The sequence below is a fragment of the Bacteroidota bacterium genome (assembly GCA_017303905.1).
GTDB lineage: Bacteria > Bacteroidota > Bacteroidia > B-17B0 > Aurantibacillaceae > JAHEYG01.
This window is the reverse complement of sequence record JAFLBH010000001.1, coordinates 1,708,421-1,732,515: the sequence shown is the minus strand read 5'-3', so window position 1 is coordinate 1,732,515 and position 24,095 is coordinate 1,708,421. Positions and strand designations below refer to the sequence as shown.

Here is a 24,095-nt window from a genome sequence, read left to right as displayed (position 1 = left end):
GGATTTAAAATAATTACAAATTATTATTCAATAACTAATTTTCCGGTTTTAGAAACACCTGCACCTGAAAGTTCATATAAATATACACCTGCTGTCATAGCGCTAAAATCGATAGCGTTTAATTTATCGCCTTCAATTTTGTGACTAGCAACTTGCTTACCTGTAATGTCAAAAATATTTAAAGTTGATTCATTTGATTTTCTTGCAGTGAAATCAACGTAAATAATTTTATCGAATGAGTAAACACGGATGTTTCCTTCAGGCACCACTGATTCGTTTACACTGGTAGGATTATAAACTACTGCTAAATCATCTAACCATAATTTTGAACCGCTTCCTGAAGAACCAGGTGCAGATGTCATTTGATCAGCAGAAGAAGTTACATTTATCATGATGTAGGCCGGCATGGCCGCACTTGCGTATGTAAACGGAACACTGAAACGCTTCCATGTTGTATTATTAGCTTTTGCAGTTAAAAACAAAGCGTCACCAATTTTATTTGCAGATAAATTAGGATGATTGCTATTTACAGGAACTTCAGGATCGTAATAATGTCCGGTATGCAAAATAGCTCTTACTTTACCTTGCTCGTTGGTTGGGTTTGTACCGCTTGTTGCTTGCGTATATTGATACCATCCTACTAAACTATCCGGACGACCAACAAATGCCATTCGGCGAATATCTGTAGCGCTGTTTGGATTTAAAGTTCCGATGTAACCTTCAGCTTTGTTTGAACTGGGTGCGCAAACAATTCCGGTTGTCATATTTCCATTTACTACGGCTAAAAAAAAATATTTTGTTTCAATACGTGCAGAAGAAGTTCCTGTATTTTTAATGGTCATATCCTGATAACAGGTTTGCGGACCTGATGAGGCCAAGCCTGAACCTGATTTATTGGAATACCAATTATTTGGTTCTGTACTTACACCGGGAGATGGATTCCCTCCCCAAGTTTCAAAGCCGCCATTTAAAATTGTTGTTTGACCAAAAGCCAAAGTAGTAAGTGAAAATGATAAAAGAGTAAAGATTTTTTTCATGGGAGGATTATTAAAGTTTAACCAAAACTAATAAAAAAAGGCGGTCTTCCAAATGAAAACCGCCTTTTTTAATTACTTAGTCTTGTTAATAATGTTAATATCTGTCTCTCCTATAACCTTAAAGGCGGTTCGTCGGTTCTTCTGATGAGCCGCTTCAAACTCTTCACTCTTAGGCACCATTTTATCAATAGCATCCTGCTTAATCAACGGGTCTGTTTCACCCCAACCTTTAGCAATTAACCTTTCCTTTTTTATCCCTTTAGAGATCAAATAATCTACGCAAGATTGTGCACGCGCCTGTGATAAACGCAAGTTATAATCATCACTTCCACGAGAATCGGTATGTGAGTTAATCATGATGGAAAGGTTATCGTTCAAGTTTAAGAGATCAACAATTTTATCCATGTTTTCTTTTGATTTCGGACGAAGTGTTGCTTTGTCGAAATCATATTCAATACCTTCAATTTCAATTTCACTGTCAGGAATTTTATTTAAGAAGAAGTCTTGTTCAAAATGTGTTGTCTCCGATTTACCTTTTGTAGCCACGCTCGCCGCATCTGCAAAGTATTTGTTTTTCTGCGCCTTCATAAAATATTCTTTATCCGGCTTTAATTCAGAAAAATAATATCCCTTATCGTCCGACACTACAAAGAAAGGCTCATCTTCCCCATGTACATCGCGAATGGTAACTAAGGCTCCTTCTATCGGATCGTTTGTTTGCGCATCAAACACATAACCGCTGATATCAAAATGAATGGGCTCATTAACAAACTCATAAATATTATAACAATGCCCATTTTCACAATCTTTTCTATCACTGGCAAAGAAACCGCGTTGTTGTGTTCTCTCCATGATGAAGTAAGCATCATCCTTACTGGAGTTCACAGGACCTCCCATGTTTTTTGGAAATGTATATACAGAGTCGTCGGAATTAAAGTATGACTTAAACACATCTAATCCGCCCATGCCTGGTAATCCGCTTGAACTAAAGTATAAGGTGCTTGATACCGCGTGGAAGAAAGGCGACACCTCATCACCCGGTGTATTAATTGGCGCACCTAAATTCTTTGCAGGGCCGATAAATCCATTTTCATCAATTACACTGCACCAAATATCAAATCCTCCTAAACCACCCGGACGATTAGACGAGAAAAACAAATGAGTGCCATCGAAGTTAACGAATGGCTGCATGGATTTGTATCCGGCCACATTCACATTTTGATTGAGCTTAAATGCTTCGAAGAATTTACCATCAGTCATTTTAGCCATGTAAATAAACGTTTCCTCACGGTTGGCATCACTCCACCTCGTAAATAGCATCACATCATCAGGTGTTACATAACCAGCACCTTCATGCAGTGCAGAATTTACTGGGCGACCAAAATTCACCGGACGCTGCCAAATACTATCTAAACACTCTGAATAATAAAGGTCACATAAAAATTTAGAATCTTGCTTCTCCGGATCATTTACTACTCCATTACGTCGTGCGCTAGTGAAAATGATTTTATTCGGACTCAAATAATACATCGGCGCAAAGTTGGACGTTCCTTTATTAAAAATAAGGGTATCCATCAATTTTACCTTAACGGCACGTCGAACATTTGTCATAGAGTCTAAAGCAAAATAACAACTAGCTTCCTTCTTCTGCGCTACTTTCTTTAACGAATCGTTATCGGGATTAGATGTAACGAAAGCTTCAAATTCATCTAATGCTTCCTTGTGTTTTTTCACACTCATTAAAGAGAGGGCATGATAAAAACGAGCGTCCGGATAAGAATTTCGTTCAACGCATACCTTAAAAATTTTAGCTGCATGATTATAATCGGAATTTAAAAAGTATGAATGACCCAACTTATAATAAACATAATCGATACTATTCATTGGTTTATACTCCGTCTTCGGCTTCTTAGTGCTATCTGTAGTGTTTGTCACAGAGGTGCTATCCTTTTTGAAAGGATTTTTAAGTTTTAGTTCAGGAACCTTGATCAAATTCTTAATTCGAAGGTTCACCATCTGTGCCTCATAGGGTAAAACAAAAGTTTCGAGAATGGTTGTGTCGTCAAGTACTTTAGAATAAAAGTAAGCCGCCGAGGCGTAATCTTTTTTAGCATAGGCATTTTCACCTTCAATCATCCAAAGCTTTTTGGATTGACCATAAGAGTTCATACTAAAGAAAAAAAGCAATAATAAAGATGCCTTTAAACAACCAATGATATAACGGGGATAATATTTCATATACTATAAACGAGGACAGTTTTTAATTTCGGTTACACTTTTCTTACCGGCTAAATAGGTAAATGATAATTCAAACGCACCTCTGGTTTTTGAAGCTGTTTTTAATGTGGATGTATTAAAATCATAACCCAATTTAAAAATATAATTATCTTTTCTTAAGCCCGCATAAACTATGCTTGCATCTTTAGCTCGATAGGTAAATCCTGCTAATAAAAAGAATTTATCATTTTTAAAGAAATAACCTGCATCCAACGCATAGGTTTGTTCAAATGCTTTGCCTTGATTCATAATTAAAATTTTAGGAATCGCAAAAAGCAACTCACTTACATTAATACGTACACCCGCATGAGTGTAAACACGAATTGGTAAGTAGTTTGCTTGATCAAAAAAAGTTTCTTTAGGTCGGGTTAAATTAAAGCCGGAAACACCTAAAAACGGATTGATGCGCGACTGCTGCTTTGCATAATAATATAAAACGCCCGCATTTAATTGCGGTAACATTTGAGATTGACGCTTGAAGTTTTCATTACTGGAAACTTCTGTATTGAATGATCCTCCATTAGCACCGGTATATTGATTGTCCCAGGTATATAATTTGTATTCTACCGACTTTTGTGTAAAACCACCTTGCAATCCGAAAGATATATGATGTGATTTCTTTTTATCCAATGGCACTGTATACCCAGCAGACAGCATAGCCTGAAACACATTGTAATTTCCTATACCGGCACGCATATTGATTACCTGAATTCCGAAGCCCCATTTTCCTTTTGGCATATCTGCACTAATTAAAGCCGTATTAAAAGGTTTATATGCAACAGAGTTCCATTGATTTCTGTATTGAGCGTGCACACGGAATTTCGCATCAATAACACCCGTCATAGCCGGATTTAAAAATAATGGCGCGCAATCGTATAATGATAAATGAAAGTCCTGTGCCTTGGCTACATTGCCAAACGCTATTAGAAATACGAAGAATGCTTTTATAATTTTTTTCATACTATTATCTCAATAAGGTTACATCACCAGTTTTGCGTACCGATTTATTATTAAACATATCTACATCCAACACCCAAACATAAACACCGATTGGAGCGTCCTGACCTTTATACTTCCCATCCCATCCCACTTTTTGATCGGTAGTTTCAAATATTAATTCTCCCCAGTTATTGTAAATTCTAAAATTCATATTTTCAAACGGACCACCTTTCACAAATAATAAATCGTTGTTGTTATCGCCATTCGGAGAGAAGGCTGTTGGTACCAATGGTAATAAGGTTACAGAGATTTCCTTACGTGATGTATCAGAGCATCCGAAATTATCAGTAACAACTAAAGTAATTGTATAGTTACCTTGATTTTGATAGATGTTGGTTGGGTTTTGCGAACTCGCACCTCCTCCATCACCAAAATCCCAATTCCAATTTACAATGGTAGGCGCGGGCGTACTGAAATCGGTGAAGTAAACAAGTTCTTGCGCCAGAGTAGGATTATTGGTTAAAGCAAAAAATGCATTTGGTCGCGGTCTTACATTCACAGCTATATTAATTGAATCGGTGCACCCCTTGTCAGTAGTAACATTCAAGTTAACGTTATATATTCCTGATGCTGTATACGTATGAACCGGATTTGCAGAAGTGCTTATTCCTCCATCTGCAAAATTCCAATTCCAATTTGTAATCACGTCAACACCCGATAAAGAAGAATCTTGAAACTGTATAAGTTGTCCCTGACAAGCAGGTCCGTACGTAAAATTCGCATATGGTAAATTATAGACTGTTACGTTTTTCACAACGGTGTCTTTACATCCGTTGTTAGACGTAACAATAAACGTCACAGAATATGTATTTGCTAAGGTGTAACTGTGAAACGGATTTTGTGAAATCGCGGTACCGCCGTCTCCGAAATTCCAACTGTAGTTAGATACAGAGCCTACTGACAAATCTGTAAACTGTACAGGCTTTGTAGCACATGCCACTGAAAAACTAAAATTAGCCGTTGGTGATGGTATAAAAGTTACTGTTAAAGAATCTCGCTTCGGAGAACAGCCTTTATTATTAGTTGATTCTAATATAAACTTAACACTTCCGTTTATAACATCTGACGTACTCGGGAAATACGCTGCGTTTAAAGATGTATTATTTGGAACAAACGTTCCTGTTCCGGTTGAAATCCATTGCCCTGTTGTCGTAAATCCACTTACCAACCCATTCAATTGTACAATTCCATTGTTACAGAAACTTGTATCTGGTCCTGCAGCCACTAAAGGCGCTTTTAAAATAACATACGTAACAGTATCGCTTTCCGGCGGACAAATTCCGCCAGTAGAAGTTAAAATAAATTGTACAACACCAGCTAATGTATCCGCCCCGCTCATTGTGTAATTTGGATTTAAAATACCCGCGTTATTAAACGCACCTGTTCCGCTTGTTGTCCAAGTACCCGTTAAAGCGGAACCTGTGACAGTTCCCGTTAGCGCAATAACACCCGCACTTGCGCAAATAGTATCGTTATTACCCGCTAGCACCACAGGCTTTGGTGTAACAAACACAGTAATACTATCTTTTACCGCGTTACAATTACCATTATTTTGTGAGGTTAATGTAATTACTAATGAAGATTGAGTTAAATCATTCGGACTTAAAATATAGGTAGTTGACATTAAAGTATCGTTCGGAGAAAACGCGCCGGAGCCGAGTGTTGTCCATAAACCTGAACTAGTCGGTCCGCCTACCGAACCATTTAAATTTACAGTTGGGCTATTCGTACACACATTAATATCGGCGCCCGCATTAACTGTAGGAGGGTTGGTGAACGTAAGTAGTAAAGAATCATTCGTGTTTGGACAACCGAAAATACTACCGGCAGAAGTTAAAACCAATTTAACCGAACCCGCTGATAAATCAGAAGGAGAAGGTACATAGGTTGTTGTATACGAAGTTGGATTTCCAAAAACTCCGCTACCGGATGTTGTCCAATTTCCTCCTGTAGCGAATAAAACAGAACCTGTGATGTTTATTGTAGGAATATTGTTCTTACAAATAGTCATACCGGGACCGGCTTCAACGGCCGGCGATTTACGAATAAATAAGACCACTGTATCGGCCACATTATCGCAATTACCGGTCGATAATAAAACGAATTTTATTTGTGATTGAGTGGTATCAGTTGGAGTTAAAGTATAAGTAGCATTAATATTTGTAACAGTTGAAGTATATGCACTTGAAGGTAAACTAATGGCTGTTGTTCCATTCATAACCGACCATATACCGGTTGAAGCGCCACCATTAATTGCACCATTTAAAGTAATTACGCTATTTGTCCCGGTACAATAACTCATATCATTTCCTGCATAGGAATAAATCTTACGTTTAAATGAAGACATATAATGAAACAAACCTCCGGTAGAAGTATTACCGTTAATTACACCCATCGCAAACACATCTGTACTGTTTGAAAGAAGGTTTGCAGAGTTAACAGGAATTTGAGTAGTGTTGAATTGGATTTGTGCGCCTTGCCATGCTCCTCCTGTACCTGGTACTAGTGTAAATGCAGATGCCGGTACAAGTGTTGAAGATCCATTTAGTAAAAAATTAGCAGGAGTATTGATTGCACCATTAGTTTTACATAAAATGTTTAACAAAAACGGTTGATTATTATTACGTGTGAATGTAACAGAGTCGGAACCTGCACAGTTAATAGGAGGTAGAATCGCTGCGCCTGATTCGCAACCATAACCAGTAGTTTGCCATAAATACACATTCTTGTTAGCCGTAATATGAGTAAGCGGTTGCGTAATTGTATATCGCTGAACATCTCCTTTATTTATGCTATATGTTGTAGCAGTTCCGTCATCGATTGTGATTTGAGTAAAATTATCAGTAGCTACCACAAAAATACTTTCCTGAGATGCAGGAAACATAAACCCTTTATTGGCGATATACTCTTTACCCACTACATCAACCGGTACAATTTGATCACCGATTAGATCGTGGCAACCGCCACCCGGATTTCGGACTGAGTCGTCGGCAACTGTAACAGAAATTGGATTATTAGACACAACAATGGTTCCACCTAAATTTTGTCCGGCAACATTTGTTGCTCCGGTTACATTTTCAACTGTATACACATCGCCGGTATTCATGAGTACACTATAGGTAAGATTTGCCACATGTCCAACCACATTACATTTTGGAGTTATCCAAACAACCGTATTTGGTAAGGTAGCTACAATATTAATTTGCTGTCGCGGTTGAGTAATTACGCCATCACCATTTAAATCTCCTCCTAAAACCTGATTGAACCAGTTATTTTGAAATGGACAGACGAATTCGGTTCCTAAACCATTCCTTCCTTTCAAGGAAAAAGTTTCCGGATTGTAAAATGTATTTGCTCTAGTTACAACGTCATATACAATTGTAATTTCTCGTGAAGAAGTAACTTTTAATCCGTAAGGACGTACTGCATTTGCCGGTCGTGATTCTAAGGAATCATATCCAAAGTTAGTAACACCTGCAGCGGCATCTCTCCAAAAGGTATAATCAAAAAAACCTGAAGCAGGAATAGTAAATGTTGTATCATATTTATTTGGTAAAATAGCGGCTGGCTGTCGAATACGGACAGTAGTACCTGACGGACCTGAAATATGCATTTTTACCGCATCGCGCCAAGTGTGATCGGGAGTAACCCACGGTGCCGCAAACCAAAATACGGTGTCAATCTGTGCTAATGAAGTAAACGACTTCATTATAAAGATTAAAAATAATACGATGAGCTTAATTTTTTTCATTTTGATCTATTTATAAAAAGTTTATTCAGGTTTGTTTTCTTCTGTCTTAGGAGTTGTCTCTTCCGATTGTTTTTCCTCTTTTTTAACTTCCGGTTCTTTCTTTTCTTCTTTCTTAGGCGGTGCGCCCTGCGAATCATCTTTCTTCTCTTCCCCCAATACAGGCTTTTTATTCTTCAAGTTTTGTTTTACACTATTATCAATAATTTTAAATTCTTCTTCATCAACGGCAGTAATTGATTTCTTTTTAATGAAGTTGTAGCTAATAGAAATTTCGTGACTGCCTGAATTATAATTTCTAAGTTTAGAAGTTGTAAAATCATAGGCATAAGCTATGTTTAACTTTTTCATAAGCTTCGCACCAACCATTGCTGCTACGGCATCATTATTACGATACGATGCGCCTAACCAAATCCAGTTTTTATAGGTAACACGTAATGAATATTCCAATTGAACAGGAGCTGGTGCATTATATTTTACTAAGACAGATGGTGTTATTTCATAATCTGATTTTACTTTTATTTTATAACCTACCATTACGTAATAATGCGGGGTTAATCGACCTTTATCAGCTTGCCAATTCACACGATTATTCAACATATTCATGCTGGATAATCCCAGGAAGAATTTTTCTCCATGCAAATACAAACCGGCGTTCGCATCAAAAGTATTGGCTGTTAAAATTGTTCCTGTTAAATATTCGTCGCCCTGATCATACGTCCTGGCATCATATAATTTTACACGGTATTGTTTTAGTCCTCCGGATAAACCTAATGCCAGTTTGAGCTTTTTGTTTAACTTAACGCTATAGGCAAACGTAAGATATCCTGTATTTGAAGTCATTAATCCGGTTTGATCAGAGTTTATCATTCCTCCAATCGATGCATTTTTTAATTTTTTTAGCGGACCATACATAGAAAGCATATATGTTCTAGGAGAGCCTTCAAATCCAACCCATTGGTTGCGATAAAACAAATTGGCTTGAATATAATCTTGTGAACCTATGACTCCTGAATTGTATGCGTAAGCATTAAGTAAATAATTGGAGTATAAATTTTGTTGTTGCGCGCTTAATGAAGAAGCGCCGGTCGCTAACAAAACGATTGCTATAATTTTGTGTATCTTCTTCATTATTTCATTATTAAAATGGTTCCTTTAAAAATATTTTCTTCACGATTTGGATCGTTCAGATTAATGATGTAGTAATAAGTTGAGACGGGAAGTGGATTACCTAAGTAAGTTCCATCCCACGGTATTTCATATCCCTTCGAATAAAATAATCGTTCACCCCATCGGTTGTAAATTTCAATTTCCGCATTCGGATAAAACGCGTTAATGAAATCCAATCGCCAGATATCATTCTTCTGGTCGCCATTTGGTGAAATGGCATTTGGTATCAACTCATTAATTTCTTCTTTAATATTATTGATAGAAATTGTTTTGGAGCTTGTAGCCGGGCAACCAAACTGATCGAACACTGTTTGAACGATTGTATAGGTACCGTTTGCCATATATGTATTTACAGGATTTTGGTTTGTACTCGTATTTCCATCACCAAAATTCCAAGTCCAGGCCACGGAATTTTGAGAAACATCCGTAAAGGTTACAATGGTAGTTAAGTTAATTCCTGCATTATAATTTAAAATAAATCCTGCAACCGGTGGTGGTGTAATATTGATGGATTTGATAATTGTATCCTTACATCCGTTATTAGAGGTTACTATATGGAAAATCGAGTAAGAACCCGGACCACTAAATACTACGGATGGATTCGCTATAGATGAAGTTGGCAACGGTGGCGGTCCCGGATCATTAAAATTCCAGAAAAATGATTTTACAGTATCCGGAGATGCAATAGAAGAACTGTCTTTAAAATTAATTTGCAGGAATGACCCAAAACAAGAACGTGAATAAGTAAAATCTGAATTTGGCAAATGATTTACTTTAACCACTTTTGTTGTGGTATCATAACAGTTAAATGAATTTCTAACAATTAATTGTGCTGTATAAGTTCCTGAAGTTGTATAGGTATAAACCGGACCACTAACGGTTGACGTCCCTCCGTCACCAAAACTCCAGTTCCAGCCAGCTAAAGTACCTGCAATTGGCGCAGAGAAATCGATGAATGTTGTTGCCTGGTTTAAACACACTACATTAGAAGAAAAATTAGCAAAAGGTTTGTCTTTGAAATCAATTCTAACCTGATCGCTTACCGATAAACAATTACCATTGTTTGTAGACGTTAAGTTGAGTACAACAAAGCCTGCTGAAATTTCCGCAGGAGTGGGAATATACGTTGGTGTTAAAACACTGTTGGAAGGACTAAAACTTCCTCCTCCTCCACTCCATGTTCCGGTAGTAGTTGCACCGCCGATAATTCCGGTTAATTGAACAGCACTGTTGTTTTTACAACTAAATAAATCCGGACCTGCATTCACATTTGGTGAAGGAGTAAAGAACACTTGAATACTATCCTTCACAGGAAAACAATCTCCATTATTAGTAGAAATTAAATAGATATAAATACTGCCGCTTGCAATATCTAATGGGCTTGGTAAATAATTTGTGCTTAAAGCAATATTACTAGGATTAAATATTCCTGTACCCGAAGTTGTCCATTTTCCTGTAGAACTACTGCCGCTTACTGAACCTAATAAAGAAATGGTGGGATTATTTACACATAAACTCATGGTAGTTGGCCCTGCATTTACCAATGGAGGTTTTGTAAAGGTAATTTTAACCGTATCCGTTTCAGCCAAACAAATTCCATTATTAGTAGAAGTTAATACCAGATTTACAGAGCCCGCGGTTGTATCAGCAGAAGATGGTACATAAAAACCATTTAAAACTGTAGATGTAGGTGCAAAACTTCCACTACCTAAGGTAGCCCACTGACCTGTAGATGTTATACCGGATATACTTCCATTTAAACTAACGGTCGCGTTATTGCCGCACTTAATTTGATCAACAGATGCATTTACCAAAGGCTCCTGTAACACAACTAACCTAAGTGTATCAACACGTGAAGTACAGGGGCCTGTTGATGTCAAAATTAAATTTATATAGGGTTTTGAAGCTGTAGCAATATCAAGTAAGCTCGGTACATAGACGTTATTTAAGGAAGTGGTTGGCGATGAGAAAGTACCAAAACCATTATTGGTTGACCAAACACCGGTAACATTTCCTCCTCCTACAGTACCATTTAGTGATAGAGATGTGTTCGAACAAATGGTTGCATCCGGTCCTGCCGCAACCATCGGATAAGAAATCCATTCGGAATGATACGCATAAGAACTTCCAGATGGCGTTGAACCTTGATGCGTTCCGAAACCATAAATATCACCTGTATTTGTAATAATGTTATAAGAACCCACAGGCACTTGTGTTAAATTAAAATTCACACGAGCACCAACTACAGTACTTGATGTGCCGGGAACAATTGTAAACGCGGAAGCAGGAATTAACGAGGCATTTCCATTTAATTGAAAATTACCCTGAAATCCGTTTCTTGTAAACACATTAACAGCAAATGAATCTGCCGAAGTTCTGGTAAAGGAAGTTGAATATGTACCTGCGCAATAGAAATGAGGAACTTGCGCTCCGCTTAATTTACAACCATGACCTGTTACATGAATTACATAAACCGGCTTGGTTGATTTAATGTACGTTAATTCCTGCGTAATATTTGCGCTATATGTTTCTCCGGTATTAATTAAAGTGGAAACGGTTGAAGTTCCGTTTGTAAGTGTAATACTTGTTGAGTTTACAGTAGCCAAAATAAATACCTTATCGTTGCCTGTTTCACTTTTTGTAATGACAAAGTCATTACCGGCATGATTAGAGTTAGTAATTTGATCGGCAATTGTACTTGTACAACCACCATTTACTAATCCTGAAGAACTAACCGTAACAGCAATTGGTTTATCAGCCGATATAATAGAACCCGCTAATTTTGTAGGAGCAGTAGTGGATGTATCTTGACAACTAAAAGACTCTCCTGCATTTAAAATCACAGGGAAAGTAACATCTTTAACATGTCCGATAATATTGGCGCGGGGGGTAATTAATATCGTGGTGTTATTTTGAGAAGCGACAATATCAATCGCTGAAAAAGATTTTGGTGTTGTTGCAGCAGAACTGCGCCATTGATTTTGAAAAGGTGTATAAAAATCGGTACCTAATGATTTTTGACCTTTCAAGCTTATCATTTCTTTGTTGGTAGGAGACTTAATGCAATAAACTGCAGAAACATTTGAACTTGTACTGATATAAATCCCTCTTGTAAGAACCGAATTGGTTGGAGTACTTTCAATAGAAGAAATAAACGGAGTTAAATCAACCGAGTCGACTGAATTGGCAGGAATATTAATGGTTATAGGTGTGAATGCACCATTGGCGGGCTGACGTAGATAAACTGTACTTGCAGAACTATACGTTGTGAAGTACATTTTTATCGGACTTTGTCCAAGGCCTGCAGAAATATCCGGAGCAACAAACCAAAAGGAGGTATCAATTTGAGCATTAACAGATGTTAATCCAAGAACTAATAAAACGAGTAAGTATAGTTTTTTCATACTTTATGCCGTGGGTTTTTTAATTTTTCCCGAAGTTACTGAATTTTATAATTTTTTAACTGTAAGTTATTAAATTACCGTTAATTTTACAAACTTCATGCCAATTAATCGTCAATCCATCGAACCATTTAAGAACCTTGAATTGTTAGCAAAAAAGGTGGTTGAGGGCTTTATTACCGGCCTTCATAAAAGTCCTTTCCATGGTTTTTCGGTTGAATTTGCAGAACACCGTCTTTACAACACCGGTGAAAGCACGCGTCATATCGATTGGAAGTTGTTTGGAAGAACGGATAAATTATTTGTTAAACGTTATGAAGAAGAGACCAATTTGCGCTGCCAAATTGTAATTGACGTTTCCTCATCTATGCTCTTCCCTATTGAAACTGAGAATAATAAACTTCATTTTTCTATTCATGCGGCAGCGGCCTTAAACGAACTTTTAAAACAACAAAGAGACGCAGTTGGATTAACACTTTTCAGCGATAAAATTGAGCTTCATTTACCGGCAAAGGGAAGCCCGTCTCAACAAAAACTTATTTATTCGACATTAGAAGAATTACTTAATAGAAAAGAGCAAAACAAATCAAGTTTAACTGTGAATGCCCTTCATCAAATCGCAGAAATAATTCATAAGAGATCATTGGTAGTTATTTTTAGTGATATGTTTGACAATAATTCTGATAATGAAGAGTTATTTAGTGCTTTGCAACATCTTAAGTATAAGAAACATGAGGTTGTTTTATTTCATGTGAACGATAAATCAAAAGAATTAGATTTCGACTTCGAAAACAGACCATATCATTTTATTGATTTGGAAACAGGCGAACAAATCAAACTAAACCCGAAACAAATAAAGGATAATTATATTGCTACAGTTCAAAAATTCACAACGGCTTTAAAGCTTAAATGTGGCCAATACCACATTGATTTTGTGGAAGCTGACATAAATGAAGGGTTTAATAATATTCTTTTAACCTATTTAATTAAGCGGAACCTAATGTCAAAATAAGGAATTACTTTAGGTTATTTGACTTAAATATTTGATTTTCAAACAATTATTTAATAGACTACTAAACTATTTTAGGTCGAACTTGTCGATTTTTTTTATATTTTTAGAAACTTATTTTGAATCAAGTATATAACCAACTTATATCCGTTTTAAAACGTTCTGTTATTAAGAACGAATTATTATCATTAATTAACATTTAACAATCAAAAAATATGAAGTGTTTCTACCGTAACCTTGTTGTAGCTGTTTTGTTTTCGCTACTCGTTCCTTTCAAAGGTTTTGCAACTCACATTGTGGGTGGTACAATAACTTACACCTATAATGGTGGGAATAATTATACCATCATGCTAAAGCTTTATCGTGATTGTACCGGTATTGCTTTCCCTGGTTCTGCAACAATAAATGTTCTTCAGGCAAACGGTAGCGTCTTTGCTCCCAGTAGAAACTTTACATTACCCGGCGGAACTATCACTAACATCCCTGCCGTGTTACCTCCTTGTGCAACTTCACCAAGTGTAACGCCATGCGTTCAGGAACGTATCTATACCGCTACTGTTAACTTAGCGCCTTCACCGGGTGGTATGCACTTATACTACAGTTTATGCTGCCGTAATCCGAGTATCCTAAACATCAATACTCCAGGTGCTGTTGGAGAAACTTTCTACTGTTACATTCCTTGTTATTTCGATACTTGGAAAGAGGATTTTACATTACCTGCAGGAACAACTGTTGACGCGGGTGCAACTGCTTGGACTCGTTCTTTTGGTGCCATTGCCCCTGCTTCAGCTCAGGTTAATGCTGCCGGCGAATTCGAAGTTACCGGCGCTAATAATGGTCGTGCAATCTGGGCTTCTCAAGTAGTTAATATTTCTTCCTTCGCTAATGGTGTTAACATGAGCGTTAATACCAGAAGAGCAGGCACTATGGCTAATGGAGACTCTCTTAAAATATTTTATTCATTAAATGGTGGTCCTAAAACTTTATTCGCTGTTAATGGACAATTACTTGGAAACTTCGTTTCTCCGGTATTTTCTACTCAACCGGGTTTAATTGGAAATACTATTCAAGTGTTCATTCATTACACGTTTAATGGTACATCGCCGGCATCAAAAATTTACGCTAACGATATGGTTACTATTTACGACAATACGTTTGTTCCGAATAGTAATCCAAGTTTCGCCAACTTACCTCCATTATTCTTATGCTCAACCAACACGTTTTCTGTAAACCAAGCGGCAACCGATGGAGATGGTGACGTTTTAGTGTACTCAATGTATACGCCATATAACGATGCGCCTGCTCCCACTTTCCCAAATAATACGGCATTCATTCCCCCTGTAACATTTATCCCTAACTATAGTGCAAACAGTCCTTTTAACTCACCTGCTCCTGCTGTTACACTTAACTCATCAACCGGTTTAATGACAGGTGTGGCTAATACTAACGGACAATTCGTATTTGGTGTTAAGGTTCAAGAATACCGTGCCGGTAAATTATTAAGTGAAACGGTTCGTGATTATCAAATGAACATGGTTACTTGTCCGCCATTTGTTCCGCCACCACCAACTGCCGGTGCGAACACACCGTTATGTATCGGACAAACTTTAAGTTTAACAGCAAGTCCTGTTGCCGGCGCTACTTACACTTGGGCTGGTCCAAATGGATTTACTTCAACTTTACAAAATCCAACAATCTCTAACGTTACTGCATTAGCGGCCGGTGTATATACTGTTCAAGCCATTGTTGCGGGCTGTGTTGGTATTGCAGGAACCGTAACTGTAACAATTAATCCTAATCCAGCTGCACCAACAGCAGGCGGTACATCTCCTATTTGTGTGGGACAAACTTTAAGTTTAACTTCTAATACTGTAGCAGGTGCAACTTACAATTGGTCAGGGCCAAACTCATTTACTTCTTCTGTACAAAATCCAACTATTGGCGGCATCACTTTAGCAGGAGCCGGAACTTATTCCGCAACGGTTACTGTATTGGGTTGTACAAGTCCTCCGGGAACTGTCAACGTCGTTGTAAATAACACTCCAACCGTTTCTACTCTTACCTCTAATTCGCCTATTTGTGCAGGACAAACATTAAGTTTAACCGCGAATGCGGGAGGTGGAGCTACTTATTCATGGACAGGTCCAAACTCATTTACATCCACAACTCAAAATCCTACTATTGTAGGTACAACAACACTGGCAAGTGGTATATATTCAGTCACAGCAACAGCATTAGGTTGCGTGAGCGCCACCGGAACAATTAACGTTTTAGTAAATCCAATTCCTGCGTCACCTACACCCGGAAGCAATTCACCAATTTGTACAGGTCAAACGTTAAGCTTAACTGCTTCTTCAGTTGCTGGCGCTACTTACAATTGGTCAGGACCAAACTCATTCACTTCAACAACACAAAACCCAACAATACCGGGTGTTTCTGTTTTAAATGCAGGTACGTATTCTATCAGTGCAACATTAGCAGGTTGTACGAGCCCTGTTACAACCTTAAGTGTTACCATTAACAATCCTCCGATTGCACCAACAGCAACAGCGAATATTCCTGTTTGTATAGGTGGGAATTTAAATTTAGGTGCTTCGACAATTGCAGGTGCAACTTATAATTGGGTTGGACCAAATTCATTTACCTCATCTGTTCAAAATCCAACTATTACCGGTGTTACATTGCCTGCAACAGGAGTTTATTCGGTTAATGCCAATGTGATGGGTTGTATTGGACCAATGGGAACTGTTAACGTTGTAATTACTCCGTTACCTCCATCACCAACTGCCGGAAGTAACTCACCGTTATGTTCAGGACAAACATTATTCCTAACAGCTTCATCAATTGCCGGAGCCAGTTATAACTGGACAGGGCCAAATTCATTTACGGCTAACGTTCAGAATCCATCAATCGTATCAACATCTTCATTAGCTACAGGTGTATATTCTGTAAACGCTATTGTTGGTGGATGTGCAAGTCCGTCCGGTACTGTTAACGTATTAGTTAACCCAACTCCTCCTGCTCCAACACCAGGAAGTAATTCTCCATTATGTGAAGGCCAAACACTTTTGTTAACTGCTAATCCGATTTTATTTGCAAGTTATAACTGGACAGGACCAAACTCGTTTACTTCAACAGCTCAGAATCCTACGATTGCTGCAACAACAACACTTGCTGCCGGAGTATATTCGGTGAGTGCCTCTGTATCAGGTTGCGTTGGCCCAATAGGAACGGTAACCGTTGTAATTAATCCTACTCCTGCACCGGTGACTCCTTCAAGTAATTCACCTTTATGTTCTGGTGGTACTTTAAGCTTAACAGCAAATACAATTGTTGGTGGTGTTTACAGCTGGACCGGACCAAACACCTTTACATCAAGTGCGCAAAATCCAACTTTATCACCAGTATCCATTTCTGAAAGCGGAACTTACTCTGTAAACGTAACAGTTGCAGGTTGTACCGGATCTTCAGGAACAGTAAACGTGGTTGTAGACCCTCCTGTACCTGCACCAACTTTAGGAAGCAACTCTCCGGTTTGTGAAGGTCAAGATATTTTATTAACTGCTTCTAACATTACTGGCGCAACGTATAACTGGACAGGACCAAATAGCTTTACTGCTTCTGTACAAAACCCTACCGTTACGCCTACAACAACTTTATCGGCCGGTGTATATTCGGTGCAAGCTAACGTTTCCGGATGTAATAGTCCGGTTGCGACAATTACCGTAGCAGTGAATCCAACACCTGCAGCTCCAACTGCCACTGCTAACTCACCGTTATGTGAAGGTCAAACACTTTTATTAAGTGCTTCAACAGTTACAGGAACAACTTATAGCTGGACAGGCCCTAACTCATTTACTTCAACCGTTCAAAACCCAACCATTGTAGCTACAACTTCATTGGCTGCAGGTGTTTATTCAGTAAATGTAACTTCAGGTGGTTGTACAAGTTCAAATGCCTTAGTTACCGTTACAGTAAATCCTTTACCGGATCCTGTTATTGCCGGAAGCAACTCACCGTTATGCGTTGGTGCAACTTTAAGCTTAACGGCTTCAAATATTACAGGTGCCGTTTATAACTGGACTGGACCAAATTCATTTACTTCTTCTGTTCAGAATCCAACTATAACAAACGTGACTTTACTTGAATCGGGAACCTATTCTGTAAACGTAACAGTTGCAGGTTGTACCGGAACCAGTGGCACAGTAAGTGTATTGGTTAGTCCGCCAGTTGCTGCACCTACTGCAACCGCTACTTCACCAATTTGCGAAGGTCAAGACATTTATTTAACCGCTTCTACAATTACAGGAGCAACATACAATTGGACCGGACCGAATAGTTTTACGGCCGCTGTGCAAAATCCAACAGTTACTCCAACAACAACTTTATCAGCCGGTGTTTATTCAGTTCAGGCAACTGTTGCAGGTTGTACCGGTCCTTATGGAACTGTAAGTGTCACTGTTAATCCAACACCTGCTCCACCAACATTAGGTGCTAACTCTCCAATTTGTGCCGGACAAACATTAAGTTTAACTGCAACATCAGTTCCTGGTGGTACTTATAGCTGGACCGGCCCTAATAGTTTTACAGCCGCAACTCAAGATTCAACCATTATGAATGCGACTACAGCTGCTTCCGGTGATTACTCTTTAACGGTAACTTTAGGTGGATGTACCAGCACTGTTGCCATCATCAGTGTAACAGTTAACTCAACTCCTGCTGCTCCAACTGCCACTGCGAACTCACCGTTATGTGTAGGTGCAACAATTAATTTAGGAGCGTCTGCGGTTGGTGCCACTACGTATAGTTGGACCGGACCTAACTCATTTACATCATCAGTACAAAACCCAACCATAACAAACGCCTCAACTTTAACTGCCGGCGTTTATTCGGTTTATGCGACAATTGGATCATGTGATGGCGCAGCAACAACCATTACTGTAAATGTAACGGATCCTGCCGTTGTTTATGCAGGGCCAAATGACACTATTTGTGCAAGCGCATTAATTTTACCTTTATCAGGAACTGTGACACCAGGCTATAACACAACTTGGACCTCACTTGGTACAGGAACCATTGCCAATACAAGCAGTTTGATTACAACTTACACAATGAGTAGTAATGATACCATTTCAGGTAGTGTAACGTTTGTATTAACATCATCAGGTGGTGGATGTGCTAACACGTCAGATACAGTCACATTTATTGTATTAAAAGGACCTAATGTATTTGCGGGTGCCGATATAAATGTTTGTAAAAATGCGGTTATACCATTAAATGGAAATATTACCGGTGTAACTAATACTGGTTTCTGGACGACTACCGGAAGTGGAACATTTAACCCGAATAACACGACATTAAATGGATTCTATCAGCCAAGCTCAAGCGATACGGCAAGTACAGGTATACAACTTATATTAGAATCAACAAACAATAAAGGATGTGTACCGGCAAGGGATACCATTAATGTTAACTTCATTAATGCTCCATCCTCTGCATTTACGTTCACAAATGCCTGTGCAAACCAACCGGTATCATTTACTGATATTTCTACACCTGTAGGAACTGTAACATCGTATACTTGGAATTTTGGCGATGGCTCAGGTACATCAAACAATCAAAACCCAACCTATACATATACAGTAGGAAATACCTATACGGTTACATTAATCACTTCTAACTCTGCAGGCTGTACAGATACTGTTCAACAGCCTGTAACTGTATTTATAGCTCCGGTTGCCAACTTTACTTTTAGTAATGTTTGTGTAGGCACACTTGGTACATTTAACGATGCATCAACGGTTAGTACGGGAAGTATTACAAGCTGGTCGTGGACTTTTGGCGATGGCGGAAGTAGTACATTGCAAAACCCATCCCACACTTATACAACATCAGGAAGCTTTACCGTTAATTTAACTGTTGTTTCAAGTAATGGCTGTACAGGTACCATTACTCAAACAGTAACTGTAAACCCTAAACCTGTTGCTGACTTCTCGATGTCGGGTAATCCTGTTTACTCAACTGATGTAGTTACTTTTACGGATCTCAGTACACCAACAGGCTCTATCGTTGGCTGGAACTGGAACCTAGGTGACGGTACAACTTCAACCAATCAAAATCCTCAATATTATTACGATAACAATGGAGTATTTACAGTACAGTTAGCAATCACAGATGCTAGCGGCTGTATGGACACCGTTAGTAAGGAAATTATTGTTGTGTTATTACCTCAGGTACCAACAGCCTTTACACCTAACGGAGATGGTCATAATGACTTCTTATTTGTAAAAGGCGGACCATTCCAAACCTTATTCTTCCGTGTTTATAATAACTGGGGGCAACTTCTGTTTGAAACCACAGATCAAAAAGTGGGTTGGGATGGAACCTACAAAGGAGAGAAAGTTCAATTAGGTGTTTACGTTTGGGTATTGGATGTAGACATGTTTGATGGAACTCATATTAGAAAAACCGGAGATATTACAATTTTAAAATAATAAAGAACCATGAAGACACTTAAATTATTATTAGCCATCCTCGTATTATGGAGCAGCGGTATGAAGTCGCAAGACTTCCATTTATCGCTATACGATTCGGGACCTCTGTTTTTGAACCCTGCAATGACAGGTGTTGTAGACGCAACTGCACGTATTCACGCGCAATATCGTAACCAATGGAGTTCAGTTGCATACAAACCATTCACTACTGCCATGATAAGCGCAGATATGCCGCGCGACAAATGGGGCTATGGTATTCAAATCATGAATATGCGTGCCGGTATTGGTAATTATAATGCATTTCAGGCATTGGTATCGGCCGGTTATGCTTTACCGATTGACAAAGAAAAAGTGCACAACATCACTTTTGGTTTACAAGCCGGAATTACTCAAAAATCCATTCGCGATGATAAATTTTCATTTGATGAACAATACAACACAAAAAATGGAGGTTACTTTGACGAAACCTATTCTAATAACGAAAACTTCACACGTCAGTCACAAATACTTCCTCAGTTAAATGCAGGCTTTATGTATTTCTATACTAAACAACAATCATGGGTGAATCCATTCATTGGAGTTTCAGCATTTAACTTAACCAAACCTCGTGAAACTTTCTTTGATCAAAACAATCATTTACCTATGCGATTCAATATACATTTAGGTACACGCGTAAACATTACTGAAGTATTATACGTGTTACCAAAAGTATTAATCATGTCGCAAGGAAAAGCGTTTGAACAAACGTATGCCGTTGATGGTGGTTATTATTTAAAACAAGGTAAATTATACTTATTAGCAGGTTACGTTTTCCGCGCGAAAGATGCCAGTATTGCAAGTATTGGCGTTAGAAAAGAAAATTACATTTTAAAATTTGGTTACGACTTTAATACATCTTCATTAAAAACTGCCAGCAAAACCCGTGGCGCCATGGAAATAGCCTTCACCTACTTGTTAGCGAAAGAAAAAGTTGAAACCATTAAACATTGTCCGCGATTATAATTTTATGAATACAAAATCTTTTTATTTCATCCTGTTTTTTACAGGGCTGTTTTTTATTGAGTCGTTAGCTCAGTCTAATTTTGCAAAAATTGAGGCGGCCGATAAATTTTATAACCTACGAGATTATGCGAATGCTGCGTTATACTATTCAAAAGTGATTAACGATACAAACGTTAACCAGTCTCGTGTATTACCATACAAAATTCAAATGGTAAACCTCAGCATCATGCCTAAAGAGGAAAAGAAAAAAACTCAATCAGCAAAAACCGATAGCACTTCCAGCACAGGAAAAGATTCTTTAGCTGCATCGCAACCTGTAACTCCTGTTAAACAAGCGCCAATTGCTAACGATAGCACGAAGAAATCGTCGGCAAGCGCAACTACTATTGATCCGAAAAAAGTGTCTAAGTATGATTACGTTTTATATCGCTTAGGATTATCGCATCTTTATAACAATGATTACAACAACGCTTCATTATATCTAAAAAAATGTGTGGAGAGAAATATTTACACTGACGCTAATTATTTCTACGCACTATCATTAATGAATAATAAAAAATATCAGGAAGCTTTAGGTGCATTTGAAGCTTTTGTTTCATCTCCTAATTCCAACGATTCTTTAGTGAAAATTGCACGTAAAAAAGAGGCAGGATGCTATTTGGGCATGGATAGTGCTAAAGTGAGCAGAGAGATTAAAGTTAGCAAGATGGACACTTCAGTTTTCAATAATGGAAATTCCAGCTTCGCTCCTACTTTTTATTCTGCTTCCAATAAGGTTATTTTTACCAGTGCGCGTAAAGGAAATATTGTAATGGATCCAAAACGCCAAGACGCTTCTTATTTATGTGATTTGTATTACACAGAAAAAACGGATACCTCTTGGTCTCCTGCCGTGAATTTCCGCGGACCGGTGAATACAGACGCTCATGAAGGAGCTGCTTTCTACAGTGAAGATGGCTCAATCTATTACACACGCTGGAATGATGTGAATCCAAAAGAAGCATTCATTTATAAATCAAAATCAAACGGCACAATGTTCTTTCAAGGCATGAAGCTTGCCGATAATATAAATATGCCGGGGTATCGTACGATGCAACCGTGTCTAAGTCCGGATGGAAAACTACTTTACTTCTCTTCAAATCGTCCTGGTGGTATGGGTGGTTATGACATTTGGGTATCAACCATTGATGAAAATGGCGTAACCGGTGCGCCTAAAAACTTAGGAGCTCCATTCAACACATCGGGTGATGAAGTAACTCCATTTATTCATGCGGTGAGTGGTACGTTGTATTTTAGTTCTAATGGCTTACCAGGATTAGGTGGATTGGATATTTTTAAATGTGATTTTAACTCAACCGACGGATTATTTGGATTTCCACAAAATTTGAACGCACCATTTAACTCAAGTAAGGATGATGCCTATTTCGTTTTGGACAGAATTAGCGGTACAGGTTTCTTTGCCAGTGATCGAGAAGATTGTCCGGGCGGAAACTGTTATAAGATTTTTGAATTCATGAACAAGCCTATCAAATTTAGTATTGAAGGTATTGTATTTGACGCGCAAACCAATGAGCCATTAAAAGAAGCTTTGGTTAGTATTATTGACGCACATGGTGTTGATGAACCAATTTATGTGGCTACTGATGATCAAGGTAATTATTCGGCTGAATTAAAACCTAAGATGGAATACTTCTTAAAGGCACAAAAAAATAAATATTTTGGTGATGCCGCAAGCTTAAACACCCTTGAAAAAACAACATCTCAAGTGTTTCAGCAAGATTTCTTTTTAAATAAAATCCCGGCCGGTGAAATTGCTATTGACGGAATTGAATACGACTTTAACTCCGCTAAACTTCGTCCGAAAGGCATGGAGAACTTAGATAAGTTGGTAGATTTACTAAATCTAAACGACAATTTAAAAGTTTCCATCGAAGCTAACACGGATAGCCGTGGTAGTGATGCGTATAATTTAAAGCTTTCGATTGCACGTGCTCAATCATGTGTTGATTATGTCATTTCAAAAGGTATCAAGGCAGAGCGTTTAGTTTCTAAAGGCTGGGGAGAAACAAATCCTTTGATAACTGAAGCAGAAATTAAAAAGATGAAGCCAAAAAGTGAGGAGTGGGAAGCTGCTCATCAAAAGAACCGCCGTACAGCTTTAAAAGTATTGGGTGAGTCTGAGATTAAAATTATCAACTCAAGTAAATAAAACGTCACTTAAGAAACCCTCCACATCGGAGGGTTTTTGCTTTTAGTATAAATCGTTTCATTCGTTTGAATATATATGAAATGCTAAACAATCCATCGAAAAATAACCAACAGTATTATTTTAAAACTGCATTTGCACTTTCTGTATTCACCATCGTATATAACATTGCAGAAGGAGCCATTAGTACTTACCTAGGTTACAATGATGAAAGTCTTGCGCTTTTCGGTTTTGGAGCTGACAGTTTTATTGAAACAGTTTCCGGTTTTGGGATACTACATATGGTTATTCGAATTAAAAGAGACCCTGAAAGTAACCGCGATAAATATGAACGTACAGCCCTAAAAATAACCGGCTTCGCTTTTTACGCACTTGTACTTACATTAATTGTTACTAGCATCTATAATATTGTCACTAATCAACAACCGGAAACTACGCTCTGGGGAGTAATCATATCATGTATTTCTATCCTAGTAATGTTGTTGCTAGTGCAACAAAAAACTAAAGTTGGTAAAGCTTTAAACTCTCCGGCTATAATCGCCGATGCAGAATGTACTAAAGTTTGCATTTATATGTCGGTTGTCTTGCTTATTTCAAGTGGCCTTTATCAATTTGCAAAAACTCTATATATAGATAGTATTGGGGCAATCATACTAGCCTATTTATCTTTTAAAGAAGGTCGTGAATGTTTTGAAAAAGCTGAATCAGACAAACACTGTTCATGTGAAAGTGACTGTCATTGATAAAGTGGC

General features: G+C 38.1%; 11 protein-coding genes. 5 read left to right on the top strand and 6 right to left on the bottom strand.

Annotation, left to right across the window (positions count from 1 at the left end; all coding sequences use genetic code 11):
• Positions 1-23: 23 nt before the first annotated feature.
• The 6 genes from J0L69_07320 to J0L69_07295 all read right to left on the bottom strand — a co-directional run bounded on the left by J0L69_07320 (position 24) and on the right by J0L69_07295 (position 12,635).
• On the bottom strand, positions 24-1,037 hold the full coding sequence (locus J0L69_07320; protein ID MBN8692991.1) for a PCMD domain-containing protein: 1,014 nt from the start codon (positions 1,035-1,037) through the stop codon (positions 24-26).
• A gap of 72 nt (positions 1,038-1,109) precedes the next feature.
• Positions 1,110-3,275 (bottom strand): OmpA family protein, encoded by a 2,166-nt coding sequence (locus J0L69_07315; protein MBN8692990.1) that lies wholly within the window; start codon positions 3,273-3,275, stop codon positions 1,110-1,112.
• Between the two features lie 3 nt (positions 3,276-3,278).
• Positions 3,279-4,274, bottom strand: coding sequence for a PorP/SprF family type IX secretion system membrane protein (locus J0L69_07310; GenBank protein ID MBN8692989.1), 996 nt, complete (start codon positions 4,272-4,274; stop codon positions 3,279-3,281).
• A gap of 4 nt (positions 4,275-4,278) precedes the next feature.
• Entirely contained in the window at positions 4,279-8,064 is a 3,786-nt protein-coding gene (locus tag J0L69_07305) for a PKD domain-containing protein (GenBank protein MBN8692988.1), read from the bottom strand.
• 21 nt (positions 8,065-8,085) lie between these two features.
• The gene (locus J0L69_07300; protein ID MBN8692987.1) at positions 8,086-9,192 is read right to left on the bottom strand and encodes a type IX secretion system membrane protein PorP/SprF; all 1,107 of its coding nucleotides are present in this window, start codon (positions 9,190-9,192) and stop codon (positions 8,086-8,088) included.
• Positions 9,192-12,635 carry a gliding motility-associated C-terminal domain-containing protein gene (locus J0L69_07295; GenBank protein MBN8692986.1) on the bottom strand — a complete coding sequence of 1,148 codons (3,444 nt, stop codon included), beginning with the start codon at positions 12,633-12,635 and terminating at the stop codon, positions 9,192-9,194. Before J0L69_07295 ends, J0L69_07300 begins: the two co-directional genes overlap by 1 nt.
• A gap of 97 nt (positions 12,636-12,732) precedes the next feature.
• Here J0L69_07295 and J0L69_07290 point away from each other — a divergent pair, with 97 nt between their 5' ends.
• The 5 genes from J0L69_07290 to J0L69_07270 all read left to right on the top strand — a co-directional run bounded on the left by J0L69_07290 (position 12,733) and on the right by J0L69_07270 (position 24,086).
• Positions 12,733-13,644, top strand: coding sequence for a DUF58 domain-containing protein (locus J0L69_07290; protein ID MBN8692985.1), 912 nt, complete (start codon positions 12,733-12,735; stop codon positions 13,642-13,644).
• 212 nt (positions 13,645-13,856) lie between these two features.
• Positions 13,857-20,135, top strand: coding sequence for a PKD domain-containing protein (locus J0L69_07285; GenBank protein MBN8692984.1), 6,279 nt, complete (start codon positions 13,857-13,859; stop codon positions 20,133-20,135).
• Between the two features lie 9 nt (positions 20,136-20,144).
• Positions 20,145-21,137 (top strand): PorP/SprF family type IX secretion system membrane protein, encoded by a 993-nt coding sequence (locus tag J0L69_07280; protein MBN8692983.1) that lies wholly within the window; start codon positions 20,145-20,147, stop codon positions 21,135-21,137.
• A gap of 4 nt (positions 21,138-21,141) precedes the next feature.
• Entirely contained in the window at positions 21,142-23,346 is a 2,205-nt protein-coding gene (locus tag J0L69_07275) for an OmpA family protein (GenBank protein MBN8692982.1), read from the top strand.
• Between the two features lie 80 nt (positions 23,347-23,426).
• The gene (locus tag J0L69_07270) at positions 23,427-24,086 is read left to right on the top strand and encodes a cation transporter (GenBank protein ID MBN8692981.1); all 660 of its coding nucleotides are present in this window, start codon (positions 23,427-23,429) and stop codon (positions 24,084-24,086) included.
• The last annotated feature ends 9 nt before the right edge of the window (positions 24,087-24,095 follow it).

What these genes read in the sequence shown, in the direction of transcription:
- J0L69_07290 (MBN8692985.1), top strand. Translation starts at nt 12,733, where the DNA reads ATGCCAATTAATCGTCAATCCATCGAACCATTTAAGAACCTTGAATTG.
- J0L69_07270 (MBN8692981.1), top strand. Translation starts at nt 23,427, where the DNA reads ATGCTAAACAATCCATCGAAAAATAACCAACAGTATTATTTTAAAACT.
- J0L69_07305 (MBN8692988.1), bottom strand. Translation starts at nt 8,064, where the DNA reads ATGAAAAAAATTAAGCTCATCGTATTATTTTTAATCTTTATAATGAAG.
- J0L69_07300 (MBN8692987.1), bottom strand. Translation starts at nt 9,192, where the DNA reads ATGAAGAAGATACACAAAATTATAGCAATCGTTTTGTTAGCGACCGGC.
- J0L69_07320 (MBN8692991.1), bottom strand. Translation starts at nt 1,037, where the DNA reads ATGAAAAAAATCTTTACTCTTTTATCATTTTCACTTACTACTTTGGCT.
- J0L69_07275 (MBN8692982.1), top strand. Translation starts at nt 21,142, where the DNA reads ATGAATACAAAATCTTTTTATTTCATCCTGTTTTTTACAGGGCTGTTT.
- J0L69_07310 (MBN8692989.1), bottom strand. Translation starts at nt 4,274, where the DNA reads ATGAAAAAAATTATAAAAGCATTCTTCGTATTTCTAATAGCGTTTGGC.
- J0L69_07315 (MBN8692990.1), bottom strand. Translation starts at nt 3,275, where the DNA reads ATGAAATATTATCCCCGTTATATCATTGGTTGTTTAAAGGCATCTTTA.
- J0L69_07280 (MBN8692983.1), top strand. Translation starts at nt 20,145, where the DNA reads ATGAAGACACTTAAATTATTATTAGCCATCCTCGTATTATGGAGCAGC.
- J0L69_07295 (MBN8692986.1), bottom strand. Translation starts at nt 12,635, where the DNA reads ATGAAAAAACTATACTTACTCGTTTTATTAGTTCTTGGATTAACATCT.
- J0L69_07285 (MBN8692984.1), top strand. Translation starts at nt 13,857, where the DNA reads ATGAAGTGTTTCTACCGTAACCTTGTTGTAGCTGTTTTGTTTTCGCTA.